This window comes from Levilactobacillus parabrevis, from assembly GCF_044051715.1.
GTDB classification, from domain to species: Bacteria; Bacillota; Bacilli; order Lactobacillales; family Lactobacillaceae; genus Levilactobacillus; species Levilactobacillus parabrevis.
In genome coordinates, this window is sequence record NZ_CP168688.1 from 1774899 (window position 1) to 1794666 (window position 19768).

Annotated in this window: 14 protein-coding genes; all 14 read right to left on the bottom strand. The window is 51.7% G+C overall.

Annotated elements, in window-relative coordinates; translation table 11 throughout:
• Window positions 1-150: 150 nt before the first annotated feature.
• The gene (locus ACEPSU_RS08445; protein WP_395321098.1) at window positions 151-1509 is read right to left on the bottom strand and encodes a DEAD/DEAH box helicase; all 1359 of its coding nucleotides are present in this window, start codon (window positions 1507-1509) and stop codon (window positions 151-153) included.
• Window positions 1506-2471 (bottom strand): bifunctional oligoribonuclease/PAP phosphatase NrnA, encoded by a 966-nt coding sequence (locus ACEPSU_RS08450; protein ID WP_395321099.1) that lies wholly within the window; start codon window positions 2469-2471, stop codon window positions 1506-1508. The genes ACEPSU_RS08445 and ACEPSU_RS08450 overlap by 4 nt, the downstream gene beginning before the upstream one ends.
• A gap of 103 nt (window positions 2472-2574) precedes the next feature.
• Window positions 2575-3684 carry a DNA polymerase IV gene (gene dinB / locus ACEPSU_RS08455; protein ID WP_395321100.1) on the bottom strand — a complete coding sequence of 370 codons (1110 nt, stop codon included), beginning with the start codon at window positions 3682-3684 and terminating at the stop codon, window positions 2575-2577.
• Between the two features lie 950 nt (window positions 3685-4634).
• The gene (gene yajC, locus ACEPSU_RS08460; protein ID WP_395321101.1) at window positions 4635-5078 is read right to left on the bottom strand and encodes a preprotein translocase subunit YajC; all 444 of its coding nucleotides are present in this window, start codon (window positions 5076-5078) and stop codon (window positions 4635-4637) included.
• Between the two features lie 146 nt (window positions 5079-5224).
• A complete protein-coding gene (ruvB, locus tag ACEPSU_RS08465) occupies window positions 5225-6247 on the bottom strand; it encodes a Holliday junction branch migration DNA helicase RuvB (protein ID WP_260338774.1) in 1023 nt (340 codons plus the stop codon).
• 46 nt (window positions 6248-6293) lie between these two features.
• On the bottom strand, window positions 6294-6905 hold the full coding sequence (gene ruvA, locus ACEPSU_RS08470) for a Holliday junction branch migration protein RuvA (protein WP_260338773.1): 612 nt from the start codon (window positions 6903-6905) through the stop codon (window positions 6294-6296).
• Between the two features lie 378 nt (window positions 6906-7283).
• Window positions 7284-9335, bottom strand: coding sequence for a DNA mismatch repair endonuclease MutL (gene mutL, locus ACEPSU_RS08475; RefSeq protein WP_395345571.1), 2052 nt, complete (start codon window positions 9333-9335; stop codon window positions 7284-7286).
• 21 nt (window positions 9336-9356) lie between these two features.
• On the bottom strand, window positions 9357-12074 hold the full coding sequence (mutS, locus tag ACEPSU_RS08480) for a DNA mismatch repair protein MutS (protein WP_395323166.1): 2718 nt from the start codon (window positions 12072-12074) through the stop codon (window positions 9357-9359).
• Between the two features lie 27 nt (window positions 12075-12101).
• Window positions 12102-12899, bottom strand: coding sequence for a TIGR00282 family metallophosphoesterase (locus ACEPSU_RS08485; protein ID WP_395321103.1), 798 nt, complete (start codon window positions 12897-12899; stop codon window positions 12102-12104).
• 288 nt (window positions 12900-13187) lie between these two features.
• Window positions 13188-14747, bottom strand: a complete 1560-nt coding sequence (gene rny, locus ACEPSU_RS08490; protein ID WP_125701175.1) for a ribonuclease Y — start codon at window positions 14745-14747, stop codon at window positions 13188-13190.
• 224 nt (window positions 14748-14971) lie between these two features.
• Window positions 14972-16105 carry a recombinase RecA gene (gene recA, locus ACEPSU_RS08495; protein ID WP_395321104.1) on the bottom strand — a complete coding sequence of 378 codons (1134 nt, stop codon included), beginning with the start codon at window positions 16103-16105 and terminating at the stop codon, window positions 14972-14974.
• Between the two features lie 89 nt (window positions 16106-16194).
• The gene (locus ACEPSU_RS08500) at window positions 16195-17445 is read right to left on the bottom strand and encodes a competence/damage-inducible protein A (protein WP_395321105.1); all 1251 of its coding nucleotides are present in this window, start codon (window positions 17443-17445) and stop codon (window positions 16195-16197) included.
• Window positions 17446-18127: 682 nt separating this feature from the next.
• Complete coding sequence (gene pgsA, locus ACEPSU_RS08505) at window positions 18128-18715, bottom strand: CDP-diacylglycerol--glycerol-3-phosphate 3-phosphatidyltransferase (protein WP_020088357.1); 588 nt, start codon at window positions 18713-18715, stop codon at window positions 18128-18130.
• A gap of 70 nt (window positions 18716-18785) precedes the next feature.
• Complete coding sequence (locus ACEPSU_RS08510; protein ID WP_395321106.1) at window positions 18786-19727, bottom strand: RodZ domain-containing protein; 942 nt, start codon at window positions 19725-19727, stop codon at window positions 18786-18788.
• Window positions 19728-19768 lie beyond the last annotated feature (41 nt).

The window sequence follows — 19768 nt, forward strand, 5'->3', positions numbered from 1 at the left end:
GGTGACTTTCCTCGGCCTTACAGCATGGGACGTATTTGGAAACTTGCCTGACTTTGGCAAGGTTTCAAATCGAGCTGGAAGCCCGCTCTTGGGCTGCAAGCGGTCCCCACAGCGGCGGAATCCCTGGTTGTCGCAGGCGGAAGGATAAGTTTATTGGTAACGGTCTGATTCGCGCTTGCGGCGCTTGCGTTCGTTACGGGCACTTTGACGTGCTGCCACCCGCTTCTCCTGATCCTTCCGCCGGTGAATCTCTTGCTTAATTTGGTGCTTGTAACCCGGCTTGATCTTCTTTTTCTTCTTCATGACGTAACCAATCAGCGATGGGTCAAGCTTTTCCGTACTCTTGTTCCGCTTCGTCCGCCGGTTCCGGTCGTAGGAATCCACAATTTCACCGTTGCTAATACGCTTAGGTTGGAACTTGATGCCCATGGCTTCGATTTCAGAAATCTTAGCTTCTTCATCTGGTGAGTACAACGTGATGGCCGTTCCAGGCATCCCCTGACGTCCCGTCCGACCAACCCGGTGGACAAAGAAGTCGAGATCTTCTGGAATATCGTCATTGATAACGTGTGAGACCCCTTCGATATCGATCCCGCGGGCAGCCAAATCAGTGGCCACCACGAATTGATACTGGAGGTTCTTGACTTCACGCATGACCCGTTTCCGTTCCCGTGGCTTGATGCCCCCATGAATCATGGCGACCTTTAAGCCTTGCGCCTTCAAGAAGTCGTTGATCTGTTCGACCCGCGTCTTCGTGTTAGCAAAGATCAGGACCAAGTACGGTTCCCCCATCGTGATCAACTGTAAGATCAGTTGGTTCCGGTTTTGCCCCTTGGTGGAGATCAACCAGTTATCGATGGTTGGCGAAATGATCGTGCTCGTTGGAATTTCTTCAACAACGGGATGGTTCATGTACTTACGCAAGAATGGGTCCAGCCGCTGTGGAATTGTGGCGGAGAAAACCATCATCTGTAACTCTTTGGGCATCCGGCCGGCAATCTTGTCGACTTGGTCCAAGAATCCAAGGTCTAACGTCATATCCGCTTCATCGACAACGAATTGCCGCGTGGTGTGCACATCCAAGGCTTGGGATTGGATTAAATCCAAGACCCGGCCTGGTGTCCCAATAATCAGTTGGGGTTGGTAGTGCCGCAACTTGTTGACCTGGCGCTGCTTGTCGGTTCCCCCAACGTAATTTCCGATACGGATTTCAAATGGGGCTTCGGCAGCCAACTGTTCAGCGGCCGTGTGAATCTGGTAAGCCAATTCCCGGCTAGGCGTCGTAATAACGGCCTGCACCTGATTTTCGGAAGTTAATTGGTTAAAAATTGGCAACAGAAAAGTATGGGTCTTCCCACTCCCAGTTTGGGATTGGCCGACCACGTCTTTACCTGATGCAATGACGGGAATTAATTTTGCCTGAACGGCAGTGGGTTTCGTGAACCCAATCTTTTGCAAAGCCGTCATTAAATACGGTTGCAAGTTGAAAGCTTTAAAGTTTTCGGTCATTCATTTTCTCCTTTAGCGTTCGCCACTAACTCATCGAGCTCGTGGATCACTTGATCGATCTCAGCTTGGTCCTTGGCGCCGGCACCACTGGCTAAGGCGTGACCGCCCCCACCGTGATTCTTCGCCAAGCCGTTGATGGAAGGCCCCTTCGACCGCAAACGAATGCGATACGTGTGGTCCTTAGATTCAACGAAAATGGCCCAAGCCACTACTGACGTAATCTTACCGGGCAATGGCACGATGGCAGAGGTTGAATCCCCCTTGCCCAAGCCAAAGGGTTCCACGACCTCATCACTCAACTTGAGATAAGCGGCCCCACTAGGTAAGATTTCCAAATTTTGATAAACATAAGCGGACAACTTCGCCACGGCCGGTGAAATTTCATCTTCGGCCTGGTTGACCTCGGTCGCTGAGAAGTTGTAGCCCATTAATTTGCCAGCGACCGCCATCGTATTCCCCGTGGTTGCGGGGTACATGAAGCGGCCAGTATCACCCACGATACCGGCGTAGAGTAAGCGCGCAGCGTCGTCGGGCATGGTTAATGCAGCTTCGTTCGCTGCGAACCAGTCGTATAACATCTCGGACGTGCTGGAAGCTTGGTCCAGGACCCATTGCAAGTCACCAAAGGCGTCCTCGTTAGGATGATGGTCAATCTTAACGACGGCTTTCCCCGTCGACCAGCGTTCGTCGTCGACTCGTGGCTGATTGGCCGTGTCCACAACAATCACTAAGGCGTCCTTGTAGGCTTCATCAGGCACTTCCTGATCAGCCTGTCCCATCCAGTCAAAACCGGGATAGTGCTTACCAACTGCATACACGGTCTTGTCAGGGAAGCTTTCCCGCAGGATGGCCCGCAGTGCAAGCTGGGCCCCGATACAGTCGGGATCTGGCCGCTGATGACGGTGAATGATGATTGTTTCATATTTTTTGATTTCTTCTAAAATGGCAATTTCTATAGCCATGGTTGTTCACCTATTTTCTATCCGATTTACCAACGCAATTGCGTCGTTACCGCGTTTCAGTATACAAGTTTTACGGGGTAATTTCAAAGGAAGTCTTTTAGCCTTAGCGGTCCGGGTCAAACAAGGGCAGCTTTAGCTCTTCGAATGTTTGCGGTGCCAATCCCGTCAGAGTAATCCCTAGCAGCCGCACCTGCTCATCGTTGCCGGCTACACTTTGATAAATTTCTAAGGCCATTTCGTAGTAGGTCGCCGCATCGTTAGCGATGAAGTCCGGCTGGGTCACCCGCTTGGTAATCGTATTGAACTCGCTGTCCCGCAATTTTAGAACCAGCGTCTTCCCGTGACGTTGCTTCTGCTTCACAGTTGCGGCCACCATCTCGGCCAGTCGCTGGAGCTGATTCTCCACTTCACCGGTCGTGGTCAGGGGCGGCCCATATGTCCGTTCCTTACCGATTGACTTGCGTTCACGCTGGTACTCGACCGGCCGCTCATCGATGCCCCGGACCCGTTGATAGAGAATGTAGCCGAACTTACCAAAGTCGTGAATCAACGCCAGCTGACTACGTTCGTATAAGTCCGCCCCATTTAAGATTCCCAGCTCATGCATCTTAGGTACAGTCTTCTTCCCGACCCCCCGAAACCGTTCGATTGGTAATGCCATCAGGAAATCGTGAGCGTCCTCGGGGAGAATCACACAGACCCCCACCGGCTTTCGAAAGTCGGAGGCTTCCTTCGCCAAAAACTTACTGTAGGAAATTCCGGTCGAACAGGTCAGATGCGTCTGATCAAAAATTTCAGCCTGAATCGCATGAGCCACCTGCACCGCTGAGTGTAGGTGGTGTTTGTTTTCGGTCACGTCCAAGTAGGCTTCATCGAAGGCCACCGTTTCAATCTTGTCCGTATACTCGTGAAAGATGGCGTGAATCTGGTCAGAAACTTCGCGGTAACGGGGAAAGTCTGGCGTCTTGAAGATCGCCTTGGGGCATAGTTTCAGCGCCTCGTTGGCGTTCATCGCCGAGTGCACACCGGTCTGCCGAGCAATATAATTGGCGGTAGTCACGACGCCCCGCCCCCCCGTCTTACGTGGATCTTGGGCCACAATTAGGGGATGACCCTTGAATTCCGGATGATCGCGCTCCTCAATGGATGCGTAGAAGGCGTCCATGTCGACGTGAATGATTTTACGTTGCGTAAATTTAGCTGCCGGTTGCATCGTGGCCACCTCCCAGTATGGCATAGGCTTTCCTAAATTATAATCGAACACGCGTTTGTCCACAACTAAAATTATCGCTGGGTCGACAACATAGTTCGCCTGCGGCTGCCAGGGATTCTGCCTGCTATGGGGACCGCCTACAGCCCAGAATCGGGCTTCCGGCTCGGTTTGAAACCTCGCAAGAATCACGCGAGTTTCCAAACACGTCCCGCGCTGTAAGGTCGGGAAACACCCCCGCCCTAACACCGCCGACACAGCTGGCGCCATCCCTGGTCTCCTCCGGCTAATACTGGTTGTTAACCCCGCGCGCTCTAAATTTTCCAATGACATAATCCAGCAATTTCGACTACGAGTTACCACTTAGTAAAGTTATCATTCAAACCGACAAGCCATACTTCAAGCAGTAACTACACCCGAATATCCGCCATTCACAGCACTTCATACCAATAACCAATTTATGACTAACCTAATCATTTCTAATATCTTATAAAAAAGATGCGACTGAATTGGCAAAAATTACATTAGTAATAAGTAAAGGGCGACACTACGTCGAGTGACCAAAATAGAACTTTTATCTATCATCAAACAAAATCATCAATGTGGCCACGGCCGGAGGAGGTCAGAGACGGAACCAGCCGTGAGTGTGGTGTTGAATCGGGCGGTTGCTTCTCCCCGATTTTACACCACTGGTCGTCCTTGGAAACGCGTGAACTTCGTGGTTCCAAAGCGAGGTGGAAGCCCGCTTCTTGGCTGGAACCGACCCCACAGCAGGTGAAGTCTCTGACAGCCGCAGGCCTACGCTCATTAACGTCTGCCCGCCGCGAACCGGCCCATTTTCACCATCCTGGAGGTGAGGTGACATCCAGTTTAGCGGAACAAAAAAGACTGACACAGATTGCGTCAGTCTCCTAACTCACCGTCAAACTCGTTGCCAGTGAGTCACTCTAAACTTATTTAGCTGCGTCGTCCTTGTCAGAACCGTCGTCAGCGGCTGCACTGTCGGCCGTGTCAGCTGAATCAGCAGCACTTTCAGCAGGTTGGTCGTCGCTAGCTGCTTCACTCGTTGCTGCGGCAACGGGTGCCGTAACAGCGGCTGGAGCTTGCGCCGTAACCGTTGAGATAGCCCGTAAGTCGAAGACCAAGTAGATGCCATCGCAATCCAAAGTAACGGTCTTGTCAGCATCGTTGATTTCATCAATAACACCATGCAGGCGACCGATGGTAACAACGTGGTCACCCTTCTTTAATTCACTCATCATGTCCTTGTGCTTCTTTTGTTGCTTTTGTTGTGGCCGCAACATTAAGAAATACATCAAGGCTAAAAAGATCACTAAGATAATGATCGTTGAATACTGGCTAGCGCCGCCAGCTGCAATTACAAAGTTTCCTAACACTTTCGTTCACTCCTTCATATCGTCTCTATTGAACCACTTTACCAGAACCAAGGGATTCCGTCCAATTATTTCTAGAAGTTCTTGGGATGTTCGGTATTATAACGACATTTTCAAAAATTAATTTGTCGTTTTCACAAACAATTGGTCTAGTCGTGATCCTGATTGGGCATCGGCAGTCCCAAATGGGCGTAACCGGCGGCCGTCACTACTCGTCCCCGCGCCGTACGCTTCAAATAACCGCGCTGAAGCAGGTAAGGTTCGTACATCGCTGCCACCGTTTCCGTTTCCTCACCAATGTTGGCCGCCAGGGTGTTTAACCCAACTGGCCCACCATCGTAGTAGTCGATCATCGTCGTCAACAGCTTCACATCGGTTGGATCAAGCCCCGCCGAATCAACCCGTAACAACGTCAACGCGTGGTCGACGATGGCTCGGTCGATAGTGGAGTGATCCGGCGACACTTCGGCGAAGTCCCGAATCCGCTTCAACAACCGGTTTGCAATCCGAGGCGTCCCCCGCGACCGTAAGGCAACTTCGTGGGCCCCATCGGTCGCAATCGTCGTGTTGAAAATATCGGCGGAACGTTCCACGATGTCCTGCAGATCACGCGTTTCATAATAGGCCATGTGTTCCACAATGCCGAAACGATCTCGCAACGGTGCCGACAACAAACCGGCCCGAGTGGTCGCTCCAATCAGTGTGAACGGCGGCAATGGGAAATGCACGGGATGGGCGGTTGGCCCCTGCCCAACGACAATATCGATGTAAAAATCTTCCATTGCCGAGTACAACATTTCCTCAACAATCTTTGGTAACCGGTGAATTTCATCAATGAAGAGAATATCGCCGGGCTGAAGCTCGTTGAGTAATGCCACTAAGTCTCCAGGCTTCTCGATGGCTGGCCCACTGGTCGTCCGAATGTGGACGGCCATTTCGTTAGCAATTACCATCGCCAACGTCGTCTTCCCCAAGCCAGGTGGTCCGTAGAGGAGAACGTGATCGAGCGATTCTTCACGCTGTTTTGCCGCCTGAATGTAGACGCTCAGCTCATGTTTGATGGGATCTTGGCCAATATATTGGGCCAACGTTTGTGGTCGCAATGATTTTTCAATTGAGTCTTCGTTATCGTCCGCAGGTTCGGGCGATACTAAGCGATCTTCATCAGCCATCGTTCCGCCTCCTTTCGTTTGTTTCAGATTAATTTGAACGTATCAGCTAGTTCGTCAACAACCGCAGTCCTTCACTCAGATAGTCGTTCGTTGACTTGCCAGCAAATTGCTTTAACTTCGGCGTAATCTTCTTGACCGCCGTCTCGCGGTAACCTAAAGCGGTCAAGGCCGCGATGGCGTCGTCCAATTCAGGATTGGTGCCATCGGTCGCGGCAACTTCTGGTGTGAACAAGTCACCATCATCGACGGGTTCCAGATCATCCAGCTTATTCTGGAGATCCAAGACGATTTGCCCAGCCGTTTTCTTACCAACACCCGGGAACTTCGTCAAGAAGCTAACGTCGTTGGTCCGAATGGCCTGCATCAAGCCTTGATGATCCGGATTAGCCAGAATTGCCAAGGCACTCTTCGGTCCAATTCCATTCACGTTGATCAACTTCAAGAAAAGCTGTTTTTCCGCAAAATCCTGGAACCCATAGAGCGTCTGAGCACTGTCACTAACCGCTTGATACACATAAATCGTCACGGCTTGGCCGTCGGTGCTGACTTGGTAGCGGTAGGGATTGGCCGTGTTGACCAGATACCCCACCCCATTTACATCAATAACCACGTGGTCGGGGTAAACCGCCGCAATGGTGCCATGGAGGTATTCATACATGACCAGTCTAATCTCCTTTAAGAAAACGTATGTTTGCTTTTTAAATTGTACCATATTCCCATCAAACCTGCAGTGAATTCCACAGATTTAGTAGGACTGGCGAAAAGACGACAAGAGTAGCGAATAACTGAAACACACGCGACGTGAGCGCGCACATCTCCAGCCGTGAGGGCGGTGCAAATAAACTCAGCCGTGGGAATTCCCTTAGTGGTGCTTTTACCACTTAGGGAATTGGTGCCTTTGAAACTCGGTTCTCAGAGGTTCAAAGCAAGCCCGGAGACCGCTCTTTGGCTCCGGGCGATCCGCCCACCGCGCTCCGGTTTATTTGTACCGCCCGGCAAGGCGAAGTTACCCACTATCTAGTCGCAATGTTCACGGTTATTCGCCCCAGTCGTCGCCGCTGTGGTGGGGATCTTGGATACGCTTGAACAGCTTCTCCAAATCCTGATCCGTAAAGTGCACTAGCACCGGCCGGCCGTGAGGACAATTAAACGGATTCTCGGCCGTCGCTAATTTCTTCAGCAATGCCCGTGCCTGTTGGTCGTCCAAGTGATGATTGGCCTTGATGGCACGTTTACAACTCATCATGATGGCCGTCTTCTCACGGAAGGCCGCCACGGAAATCTTACCATCCTTCAAAACCCAATCGATCATTTCCTTAATCGTATCGGTCTCCTGCCCAGCCTTAAACCAGGTCGGATGCTCGTGAACAATGAAGCTATTCGGGCCAAAGGATTCCAAGTGGATACCAACACTACTCAGCGTCTCCACGTGGTTGCTCAGTTCCAGAACATCAGTCGTCGGGTAATCCAAAACAATTGGCACCAACAACTTCTGCTCGTCATCGCTAACTTCACCGATGGCTTGGCGGTAGAACTCATAGTTGACCCGTTCCTGAGCGGCGTGTTGGTCGATCAGATACAAGCCATCATCGGCCTCTGCCAACAGATACGTCCCGTGAACCTGCCCCAAGTAACGCAGTTCAGGGAACCGCTGTTGTGGTTGTGCCTGGGTTAGTTGCGTGGCTTCTGGGACTGTCTCAATGGGTTGGTTGGCCATTTCTGGCTGTTCAGCCGCCGATTCAGTTGCTTTACTCATCCCCAGTGGCGCGGCGGGCTGCTCGGTCCGATATTTCTCATCAAATGCCTGCACGGCGGGTAGCTTAAAGTCCCCCCGCGCATGGATCACGACGGGTTCAACCGGAACCTCTTCCGGCGTCTCCAGCGGTTGCGGTCCCCGTTTGACAGGCGCAGTCGATGATGGACCAGTCCCCGCACTGGGTTGACTCGCCACAGACGTTGGCTGGGCCGCCGCTGGCTGTGGCTGCGACGCACTGGAGAATTCATACTTCGTTGAGGCGTCGTTTAACGCCATCGTCAGCTGATCGGTAGCCGGTTCCGGCGTCTTCTTTTGCTTTGGTAACTCGCTGAAGACATCGGGAATCAGATTTTCCGTAGAGAGCCGTTTGAACACAGTCTCCTGAATCAACTGGGTCAGCTCCGGTTCCTGACTGATGCGAACTTCCTGCTTGGTTGGGTGCACGTTAACGTCGACTAGCAGTGGGTCCATCTTAATATCGAGCACGGCCAATGGGTACCGACCAACCATCAACTTGGAGCCATAACCGGCGATCAGCGCCTTGCTCAGCTGAAAGTTGTGAATGTATCGTCCGTTGAGCAGCAGTGAAATATACTGCCGACTGGCGCGCGTCAATTCGGGCAGGCTCACGTAACCCGTCACCTTGAAGTCCGGGTTGGCCCCGTTAATGGCGACCATTTTCCGGGCGCTCTGTACACCGTAGATCCCGGCAATCACCTGCTGCAGGTCGCCCCGCCCGGTCGTCCGAGTCAGTTCACGCCCATTGTGCACCAGCGAAAAGGCCACATCGGGATAGCTCAGAGCCAGTCGGTTCACGATATCCGTGATTCGCGCCAACTCTGTCGCTGGTGACTTCAGATATTTCAACCGTGCCGGAACGTTGCCAAAGAGGTCCTTGACCGTCACCGAAGTGCCCTTGCGTGCGGCCGCAGCGGTGTGTTCCTTGATGATGCCGCCCACGTTATGAATCAACGTGCCAACGCCCCCGGTCGAGGTTGTCAGGGTCACATCGGCCACGGAAGCGATACTGGGCAGCGCTTCACCACGGAACCCGAGCGACTTGATGCGAAAGAGGTCCTTGCGATCCGTGATCTTACTGGTAGCGTGCCGCTTGAAGGCCATTTCGGCGTCTTCGTCAGCGATCCCGTCACCATCATCGACCACGGCGATTCGTTTCAAGCCGGCTTCTTCCACCGTGATGTCGATCTGCTTGCTGTGCGCATCAACGGCATTTTCCACCAATTCTTTGACGACGGATGCGGGCCGTTCAACCACTTCACCCGCTGCGATTTGGTCGGCCAGTACCGACGCTAACTCATGAATTTTAGGCATGTACGACCCTTCCTCTCAGACTTACTTAGATAATTTTTGTTGCCACTTGTAGACCTGACTCATCACGTCCATCGGCGTCATCCCCATCAGGTTCAGGTGACTCAGTTGTTCGATAACCTTAGCTTGGGCCGGATTCATTTCCGGTTCATCACTAAATAGCGATAATTGTTGATCCGTAGCCGCCGTTGCAGATGTTCCTTCAGCGGGAGCGACCGGCTCATCTGACGTCGGCGTTGCTTCCGCGGACACCTCAGTCGGTGTGTCGACTGACGCACTAGTCGTCACGGGCTCAGTTGGTGTGCTAGTCTTTTCCGTCTCTGAGACTTGCTCACTAGGCACCGCCACGACTGGCTTCTCAGCGGCTTCCTCTTCCAAATCAGTCAGGATTACTTCTGCCCGTTGCAATAACGGTGTTGGCATCCCCGCCAATTTAGCAACGTGAATCCCGTAGGACTTGTCGGCAGGACCCGGCTGCATTTGGTGCAAGAAGACCAAGTCCCCGTCACGTTCAACGGCGCCCACGTGGACGTTGCGCAACTGCTTTAAGGAGTCTTCCAGTGCGGTCAGTTCGTGATAGTGGGTCGAGAACAGGGTTTTGGCATGCACCTTGTCGTGGACGAATTCAATGATTGCTTGCGCTAAGGCCATCCCATCGTAGGTCGCAGTCCCTCGGCCAATTTCGTCGAATAGGATCAGACTGTTGGCGGTGGCGTGGCTCAGCGCACGGTTAGCTTCCTGCATTTCGACCATGAAGGTACTTTGGCCGGAAATCAGGTCATCGGCCGCCCCAATGCGCGTGAAGATCTGGTCAAAGACGGGCATCTGCGCGGCTTCAGCCGGCACGAAACACCCCATCTGTGCCATGATCACGGTCAGGGCCAGTTGACGCATGTAGGTACTCTTCCCGGACATGTTGGGCCCGGTGATCAGGAGAACGTTGGTCTGATCATCCATGGAAACATCGTTCGGCACGTAGGACTGTCGGCCCAATACCTTTTCCACGACCGGATGCCGGCCCTGGGTGATTTCCAAATCATGACCCGCAATCAACGTAGGCTTCACAAAGTGGTAGTCTTCACTGACCACGGCAAAGCTCTGAAGGACGTCCAGGCTGGCAATGGTGGCTGCTAGCTTCTGTAACCGCGTAATGGCCTTCTTGACCTGTTCACGCAGGTCAACGAATAGCTTGTATTCGAGCGCCGTGGACTTCTCCTCGGCTTCCAAAATCAAGCGTTCCTTTTCCTTCAGTTCTGGTGTGGAGAACCGTTCGGCATTAGCCAGCGTCTGCTTGCGTTCGTACCGGTCAGCGGGCAACTTGTCGAGGTTGACCTTGGTCACTTCGATGTAGTAGCCGAAGACGTGATTGTACCCGATCTTTAAGTTGTTGATCCCGGTCACTTCACGCTCGTGAGCCTCCATTTCGGCCAGCCACTGCTTACCGTTACGCATGGCGTCGCGGTACTCGTCGAGCTGGTCACTGTAGCCGTCACGAATCACGCCACCGTCCGTCACGGACAACGGCGGCTCGGGCATGATGGCATCTCGAATGGCCTCGGCCACGTCTTCTACCGGGTCGAGCCCGTTGAGCATGGGTTCAAAGACTTTTTCGCCCAAATCGCCAATCGTATGGGCGATCTGGGGAACTTGTTCGAGCGAGGTCTGTAACTGAATCAGGTCACGCCCATTGACACTCCCAAAGGCAACTCGGCCAGCAAGGCGTTCCAAGTCATAGACCTTGACCAATTCAGCTTGCAGGTTACTGCGTTCGAAATAGTGATCGAGTAAGACGCCGACTTTTTCCTGGCGATCTTCGATTTGACCGCGATCAATCAACGGCCGATCTAGCCACTGCTTCAGCAGGCGCCCACCCATGGCCGTCTTGGTTTCATCAAGCAGCCAGAGTAAGGTCCCCGATTTCTTCTTGGTCCGTAAATTCTGGGTAATTTCCAGGTTTGACTGTGAGGAATGATCCATCTTCAAAAAGGCCGCCGGTTGGTAGGCCACAGCCCGCTGTAAATGCGCTAGGCTGCGTTTCTGCGTAACCGTCACGTAAGTCACTAAGACGCCGATGACCTGCTTCAAAAGGTCACTGGTCAGGTCCTGTTCCACGTAACTCAGCTCAGAGCTGCCCTGGATGTCGTTCTGTGACGAAATCATCAGGCCTAACTGCTTACACCGGTCCTGCACCGCTTGGCTGACCGTGGTATCAATAACGACTTCCTTAGTCTGTAGACTCATCAGTTCGTTGATGACGGTATCGACCGTGTTCAGTTCGGCCGCCTTCAATTCACCGGTCGACAGGTCGGTATACGCCAGCCCATAGTGCGTGGCATCGGTCATGGTGAGTGCCGTTAAGTAGTTGTTACGTTTGGCCCCCGCTGCACCAGTATCCGTCTGGGTCCCAGGCGTGACCAGCTGAATAACCTCGCGCTTAACCATCCCTTTAGCCAGTTTAGGATCTTCCATCTGCTCACAAATGGCGACCTTGTAGCCTTGATCGACTAAGATGTCGATGTAGCTCTGCACGGCCTTGTGCGGCACCCCACACATGGGGATAGGATTTTTAGCACTGTGACTCCGCGTGGTCAGGGTCAACTCAAGCAGTTGAGACCCCTTTACGGCGTCCTCGTTAAACATTTCATAGAAGTCCCCGAGCCGGTAAAACAGGAAGGCATCGGGATACTGGTCCTTAATTTTTTGATATTGCTCCATCATGGGCGTCGTTTTCGTCATGGAAATTGGTTCATCCTTTCACTTCACTAAAACTTAGCTTTGGTACGGGTGTTGCGGACTGATTAAAATCGGTCGAATCCGTGAGGCGTGGCCGGTCTTGTCGTTTAAATCAATGACACAGCCGGATAAGAGTCCCGCGCCCTTCTCTTGGACAGTGTAGCGGGTTGGCCGCTGGTTTTCGAAACGTTCGATCACGCTGTCAGCCTGCATCCCCAGGACGCTGTCGGCGGGACCAGTCATCCCAACTTCCGTCAAGAAGCCCGTTCCGTGCTTCAGTACCTGGGCGTCGCTGGTTTGGACGTGGGTATGCGTCCCAACAACAGCGGATAATCGCCCGTCATAACGCATGGCGAAGGCGCGCTTTTCACTAGTCGTCTCAGCGTGGAAATCGACGAAGACAAAGTCAGTATCCAATTCGGGTAAGAGATTCTTCATCGTTGCAAAGGGATCATCCATGGGGTTCATGAAAACCCGGCCCTGCATGTTCACCACTGCCAGCACCTGTTGGTTGACCTTAACCTTGGTCCACCCTTGGCCCGGCGTGTTATCACCAGGAAAATTAGCGGGCCGAACCAGGCGATTGGCACCGCCAATAAAATCATAGAGTTCGGCGTTATCCCAAGTATGGTTCCCCATGGTGACCACGTCGGCCCCGTCCTTTAACAGTTGTTTGTAGATACTTTGACTGATCCCACGCCCAACTGGGGTTGAATTTTCCCCGTTGACGATGGTGACTTGGGGCTTCAAGTCCCGTTTTAATTGCGGCAGGTACTCATGAATCATGTCCACACCGATATTTCCAACAACGTCACCAACAAAAAGAATACGCATCTTCGTTCCCCTATCTGTGACCCCACGTGGGCCCTCATTGACCGGTCTGCCCGATCATTTTTATTATTTAACCAAACATCTAAAAGTGCGACTGCGGCTGCCAGAAATAGTTATTAACCACATTTGATCAATCCATAGTTACCGCAATGGTTTGATGACTATCGCTCATATTGAATAATCTGGATCTGTTCAACATAACTCCGTCAATTGCATACGGTCTATTTTACCATGGATTAACCGCTAATGACGTAAAAAAGCTAGGACCATAATTGGCCTAGCTTCTCTGACTTATTTCGCATATTCAACTGACCGGACTTCCCGAATGACGGAAACTTTGACGTGACCTGGATAATCCAAGTCGCCCTCAATCTGCTTCTTAATGTCTCGTGCCAAGACAACGGCATCCGTATCGGAAATCTTCTCTGGCCGTACGATGACTCTCACTTCACGTCCCGCTTGGATGGCGAAACTGTGGTCGACACCATCAAAGGCATCGGCAATCGTTTCTAACTTGTCTAAACGGTGAATGTAGCTTTCAAGAGAATCAGAGCGTGCGCCTGGGCGGGTTGCCGAAATGACATCGGCGGTCCCAACCAGTTCCGCAATCACAGACTGCGAAGCCGTTTCATCCGCTTGAGCGGCGATAGCGTTCACGACGACGGGACTCTCACGATATTTCTTCGCGAGATCGACCCCAGTCGTAATGTAAGAGCTGTCGTCTTCATGTTCAGCGGCGCGGCCAATATCATGTAATAATCCTGCACGTTTTGCTAACGTAACATCCTCACCGAGTTCAGCGGCTAAGACCCCAGTGATCTTGGCAACCTCAATTGAATGGGTTAAAGCGTTCTGCCCATGAGAAATTCGGAAATTCAAGCGGCCGACCAGCTTAACCAATTCGGGATGCATCGAGTGAATCCCGAGATCAAAGGTCGTTTGCTCGCCAAGCTCCCGGACACGTTCGTCCAGTTCTTTCTTGGCTTTAGCCACCATTTCCTCAATCCGTGCCGGATGAATCCGACCGTCTTGAATCAACTTCTCTAAGGCAATCTTCGCAACTTCTCGCCGTAATGGGTCGAAGCCACTTAAGACGACAGCTTCCGGCGTATCATCGATAATCAAATCAATACCGGTCAACGTTTCCAGCGTCCGAATATTCCGACCTTCACGACCGATGATTCGGCCCTTCATGTCATCATTAGGCAACGTCACCACAGAAATTGTGGTTTCGGTAACCATGTCGGCAGCGCTGCGTTGAATCGCTGACACAATCAGGTCCTTGGCGTTGGCCTCGGCCGTCTTGCGAGCTGACTCTTCGCTTTCCTTGATCATTTTTGCGCGTTCGCCTGCCAGAGCCGTCTTGGCCTCTGAAATAATCAGGTCCCGTGCATCGTCCTGGGATAAGGCGGCAACAGCTTCCACTGCTTCCTGCCGTTTTTCAATCAGTGAGTCTGCTTGTTGTTGCTTCTTGGCTAAATTCTGTTCTTCACCACTAAGCTTTTTGTCTCGGCGGTTCAACGAATTCTCGCGTTTTTCCAGAGAGTTGTCTTTCCGGTCTAACGTTTCTTCCCGTTGAATCAAACGGTCTTCTTGCTTCTGAACTTCGGCACGACGTTCTTTCAGCTCTTGTTCGACTTCCGCGCGATACTTGTGACTGTCCTCTTTGGCCTCTAAAAGCGCCTCTTTAGTAGCAGTCTCAGCTTGTTTTTTGGCTTCGGCAAGGACACCTTGTGCAGTGAACTTGGCAGCATCTAGCTTACGTTCGTAGACAGATTTACGATAATAATACCCGCCCACGACACCAACAACGATAGCGATGATTGCGAGGATTATAATTGGAACACTCATGATTCCACCTCCGCATCATCAAAAATGACTAATTTAAAAATCAGACTTTTCAAGATGTTGATATGATAACTGACGCAACTTCAATTTTAATGGTTGCCATCAACGCTGTCAACTAAACTCCTCGGAAAGTGCTGCCAATTTCGCCATTCATGCGTTGCCGAGGTTCCCTGCTACGCCATCAAGGTATGAAAAAGGTTCGGAACCTGAGTCCCGAACCTTATGCCCTACTTGCCTTGTGGCTTGTTGGGAATCAATTCACTTTGTTGCGTTGCTGGCTTCTTGCCATCCTTCTTGGACTTTGACGCGTCCTTGGTGGCATCAGTCTTTGTGGCGTCATCCTTCTTAGGAGCTGGCGCCTCGTCACCATCGACGTTAACTCCATACGCTGTTCGAACCCGCGTATTAACTTCAGCCATCATGTCAGGGTGATCAGCCAGATACTTCTTGGCATTTTCACGTCCTTGACCAATCCGGTCTTCACCATAAGAGTACCAAGACCCACTCTTATCAACGATGTCTTTTTCAACCGCCATGTCTAAGAGTTCACCGGTCTGGGAAATCCCTTGACCATACATGATGTCGACTTCAGCCCGTTTGAATGGTGAAGCCACCTTGTTCTTAACGACTTTGATCCGTGTCCGGTTCCCGATAACATCGGTTCCGTCCTTGATCTGTTCCGCCCGGCGAACTTCCAACCGAACCGTTGCGTAGAACTTCAGTGCCCGACCACCAGGCGTGGTTTCAGGGTTACCAAACATAACTCCAACTTTTTCCCGAATTTGGTTAATAAACAGGGCAATCGTCTTTGTTTTGTTGATTGAACCAGAGAGCTTCCGTAAAGCTTGGGACATCATCCGTGCTTGTAACCCCACGTGGGCGTCCCCCATTTCACCTTCGATTTCAGCTCGAGGAACCAATGCGGCCACGGAATCCACGACCACAATGTCAACGGCACCACTAGAAATCAGAGCATCCGCAATTTCCAGCCCTTGTTCACCAGTATCTGGTTGTGACAGCAAGAGGCTATCGATGTCGACACCCAACGCTGTTGCGTAGGCTGGATCCAAGGCGTTTTCAGCATCAATATAAGCTGCTGTTCCGCCCCGCTTCTGAACTTCAGCGACCGCGTGCAAAGCTACCGTGGTCTTCCCTGAAGATTCTGGTCCGTAGATTTCTACGATTCGTCCACGAGGATAGCCACCGACTCCCAAAGCCACATCAAGGGCTAACGAGCCAGAAGGCACAGTCTCCACCTGCATATTGGTGTTGTCACCTAACCGCATAATGGAGCCCTTACCAAAGTCTTTTTCAATTTTCTTCAGCGCTTTGTCCAGCGCCGCTTGTCGTTCGTCAGCCATCAAAATCCTCCTTAGGTGCGTTACATTTCAAGTAATACTATACCGATATGTTCGTCAAAAAGCAAGTAAAAAGAGAACAATTGTTCCCATTATTTTTGATCCCGTAGAATCCGTCGTAACCAATCCAGTGCTTGCATCACAGCTCGCTCCCGAACCTTCGCACGATTACCGGTCAGGTGCACCAGCTTGGCTTGTGGGGCCTGGTTGCGTTGCGCCAACCCCAACCACACCGTCCCGGCGGGCTGACCTTCAAGAGCATCCGGACCCGCGACACCGGTAAAGCTAAGCGCAAAGTCCGTATTCAACTTCTCACGAGAGCGTTCCGCCATCTCCTGGGCCGTGTGTTCGCTAACCACACCGTCTGTGTCGATAACCTGCTGCGGAATACCTAGCAAGTCACGTTTAGCATCATTGGCGTAGGTTACAAAACCACCTGGAAAGACGGCCGAGACCCCGGGGACATCCCCCAAGGTGCTCTGAAACTTACCAGCGGTCAAACTCTCCGCCGCCGTAATCGTCAGGTGTCGATCAATCAAGGTGTTCACCACGACCTGTGCCAGACTATTGTCATCGCCATAACCATAAAGGAAGTCCCCCACGCGATTCTGAATCGTTGCCGTCATGTCATCCAACAGCTGATTACCAGCCGCCGTGGACGATGCTGCGGCCGTCAAACGCAACGTAACCTCATTGACCTTAGCGTACGGCGCAATCGTTGGATTAGTCTGTTCGTCGATCAAATCGGCCAGTTGCGTCACCAACTCGGCTTCACCGATACCGAAGAACCGCAGGACGCGTGATACTAAGAATTCTTGGCGCCGATAAGCCTGTTCCAGCCGCGGTAACGCCTCATTTTCAAACATGGGTTCCAATTCGCTGGGTGGTCCGGGTAGCAGCATCAAGTCTGCCCCATGAGGATCGCGGTAGAAGGACCCTACAGCCATCCCCGTGCTGTTCTTGAGTAGTGTGCTGCCAGCTAAGTAAAGTGCCTGCAAGCGATTGTTAGGGGTCAATTTCTGTCCAGTCGTCGCAAAGTGCCGTTGAATCTTGGCCATGGCTGGTGCGTCTTCAACTAATTTAACCCCTAATAGTTGAGCCACCGTCTGTTTCGTCAAATCATCTTTGGTCGGTCCGAGGCCCCCACTGATGACCACCAGATCACTACGCGACCGTGCCTGATTGACCACTGTCGTTAGCCGATCGGCGTTGTCCCCAACGAGAGAATGGTAGTAGACTTCGATCCCGGCATCCGCCAATCCCTGCGCAATGTAGGCCGAGTTCGTATCCACGACTTGCCCCAGCAAGATTTCCGTCCCGACCGCAATAATTTCCGCTTGCATGTTACCCCTCCTGCAGGTTACTTAACTTAACTCCGTAAAAAATCCGAAATTACACGTCAAACACCCAAAATTTTTTAAAAATTTTTTTCTTCTCATTTAGCCAAGCCCACCACAACTAGAACAACGGCCTATCGGATAAGGCTTTGACCACCCGTCGTGTTGTAAAACCGCGTGCCGGGTCTCTCATTTAATTTTCCAATTACAGTCTCCAGCATAACACCGGCGGCCAAAAATCACCGCCAATTACATTCAAAATATGGCATTTTTTGAAAGACTTACAAGATACCACATGTAAAGAACCACTCTCCAGATTGACGTTAAAACCAAGATAACCCCCGCCAAATGAATCGGCGGAGGTTATCAGATCTAGCTACATAATGAGTTGAATATTATCGTAAAAACACACGTGACGAATCCACATGTTTACCGCAAACTAACTTTCCGGCAGAGATGAACCAATAACGTTTTAAGCCCATGTAAGCCGCAGAGCTGGTGAAAATGGGCTCAGCTGTGGAAATTCTCTTAGCGGCGCTTTAGGCCGGTTAGAGAATTGGGAACTTTGAGACGCGTTCCTCAGAGGCTCAAAGTTCAGTTGGAAGACCGCTCTCTGGCTTCCGACGCCCGCCCTCAGCGACCCGGCCCATTTTCACCAGCTCGGAGGCAATCGCAGAGATTAAAACCGTTATTCTGCGGAAGAGTCGGCGAAGACTTGCCGGTTTTGCACGAAGTAGTCAATCCCAGAGTAAATCGTGAAGAACAGGCAAATGTAGAAGAAGATCAACGCCATTGGAATGTGAATCGTCGCGAAGCCAATGTTGTTTAGCAATAGGAGAATGATCCCGACCATCTGCGTGGTGGTCTTGATCTTTCCTGGCCAAGCAGCGGCCAACACGCGGCCACCCGTTTCCACAACAATCAGGCGTAATCCCGTCACAGCCAATTCCCGGCAGACAATGATTGCGGCACCCCAAGCAGGAATGGCACCCATGTCGACCAGCAAGATGAAGGCAGTCATGACAATCATCTTGTCCGCCAAAGGATCGGCGAATTTCCCGAAGTTAGTGACCAAGTGCTGCCGCCGAGCAATCTGACCATCCAGGAAGTCGGTGATTGAGGCCACGGCAAAGACGATGGCTCCCCAGACTTGGGTAACCGGAATCGAGGTTCCGAGCCACACAACATTTCCCCAGTCGAGCGGGAGAACCAGTAACAACAGAAATACGGGAATCAAAATGATCCGCACAATGGTTAAGCGATTTGGTACGTTCACGAACTTTTCCTCCTTAAACATCTCTCACGAAAAAAGCGAGGCGGTCGCCACGGACCGACCCGCTTCTCCATTATTTGAATTCCAAAGTAACCGTCTGAACCTGACTCGTCGTTGTTGCGCTCGTGCTGGAGCTCGTCGTAGTCGTTGTTGTATCAGAGGTTGAACTGCTAGTAGCTGAACTGGTTGCGGTAGCTGACGTAAAGTCAAACGTCTTGCCATCAACCTTAACCTTCGTTGCGGGAGCATTCCCAAACTTAAAGGTTACACTCGTTGCAGAACTTGGGATGTTCATCGTGTGAGACGTAGCTGAAGACAAGGTACCTTGCCAAGTCGTTGCGCCACCAACACTAACGGCAACCCATGCGCTGCTAGAAGCAGACAGAGCAACTTTTGGCTTGGATGAAGCGTTCTTCATTTCCCAAGTTGAGCCGGAAGTTGTCGTGCTCAGTTGCTTGAAGCTAGGCGTCTTAGCCTTCTTCGAAGAAGACTTAGACGACGTACTGCTAGACTTCGAACTGCTAGAAGACTTGTTAGAACTGCCGGAGACGCTGACAGAACTACTATCGACGTTATCCTTCTTGGTGTTACTCCCATTATGGGAAGCAGCGACCCAGATACCGACCAATACGACGAGCACGACGATAACGATTCCAATCACTGGAATTGTCCGCCGTAACTTGACGTAACGGTCATCGACCTTCCGTTGTTGTGAACGGGTCTCTGGATTGTTTTCGTTGACCTTGTCCACGTACTCCTGCGTTTGCGTGCTAGGCAACGCACTGTCAAATTGCTTTAAGAGTTCTGCGCCGTCCAAGTCGACCATATCCGCGTATTGCTTGATGAATGCCCGCACGTAAAAGTCGCCGGGAAGTTCATCGAAGTTTTGGTCCTCAATCGCAATGAGGTACCGCTTTTGGATTTTAGTCGTCTGTTGCAGGTCATCCAACGTGAAGCCCTTAGCAATCCGGGCGTCGCGCAGGGTTTTCCCCAATGTTATTTTGTTTTCACTCATTTTTAATTCTCCACCTGTTCAAAATTTCTCTACTAGCAGTA

Coding starts and splice junctions, on each gene's coding strand:
- dinB (WP_395321100.1), bottom strand. CDS start 3,684: ATGCAACCGGCAGCTAAATTTACGCAACGTAAAATCATTCACGTCGAC.
- mutL (WP_395345571.1), bottom strand. CDS start 9,335: ATGCCTAAAATTCATGAGTTAGCGTCGGTACTGGCCGACCAAATCGCA.
- ACEPSU_RS08500 (WP_395321105.1), bottom strand. CDS start 17,445: ATGCAAGCGGAAATTATTGCGGTCGGGACGGAAATCTTGCTGGGGCAA.
- recA (WP_395321104.1), bottom strand. CDS start 16,105: ATGGCTGACGAACGACAAGCGGCGCTGGACAAAGCGCTGAAGAAAATT.
- ACEPSU_RS08445 (WP_395321098.1), bottom strand. CDS start 1,509: ATGACCGAAAACTTTAAAGCTTTCAACTTGCAACCGTATTTAATGACG.
- ACEPSU_RS08510 (WP_395321106.1), bottom strand. CDS start 19,727: ATGAGTGAAAACAAAATAACATTGGGGAAAACCCTGCGCGACGCCCGG.
- rny (WP_125701175.1), bottom strand. CDS start 14,747: ATGAGTGTTCCAATTATAATCCTCGCAATCATCGCTATCGTTGTTGGT.
- ruvB (WP_260338774.1), bottom strand. CDS start 6,247: ATGGCTGATGAAGATCGCTTAGTATCGCCCGAACCTGCGGACGATAAC.
- ACEPSU_RS08485 (WP_395321103.1), bottom strand. CDS start 12,899: ATGCGTATTCTTTTTGTTGGTGACGTTGTTGGAAATATCGGTGTGGAC.
- ACEPSU_RS08450 (WP_395321099.1), bottom strand. CDS start 2,471: ATGGCTATAGAAATTGCCATTTTAGAAGAAATCAAAAAATATGAAACA.
- ruvA (WP_260338773.1), bottom strand. CDS start 6,905: ATGTATGAATACCTCCATGGCACCATTGCGGCGGTTTACCCCGACCAC.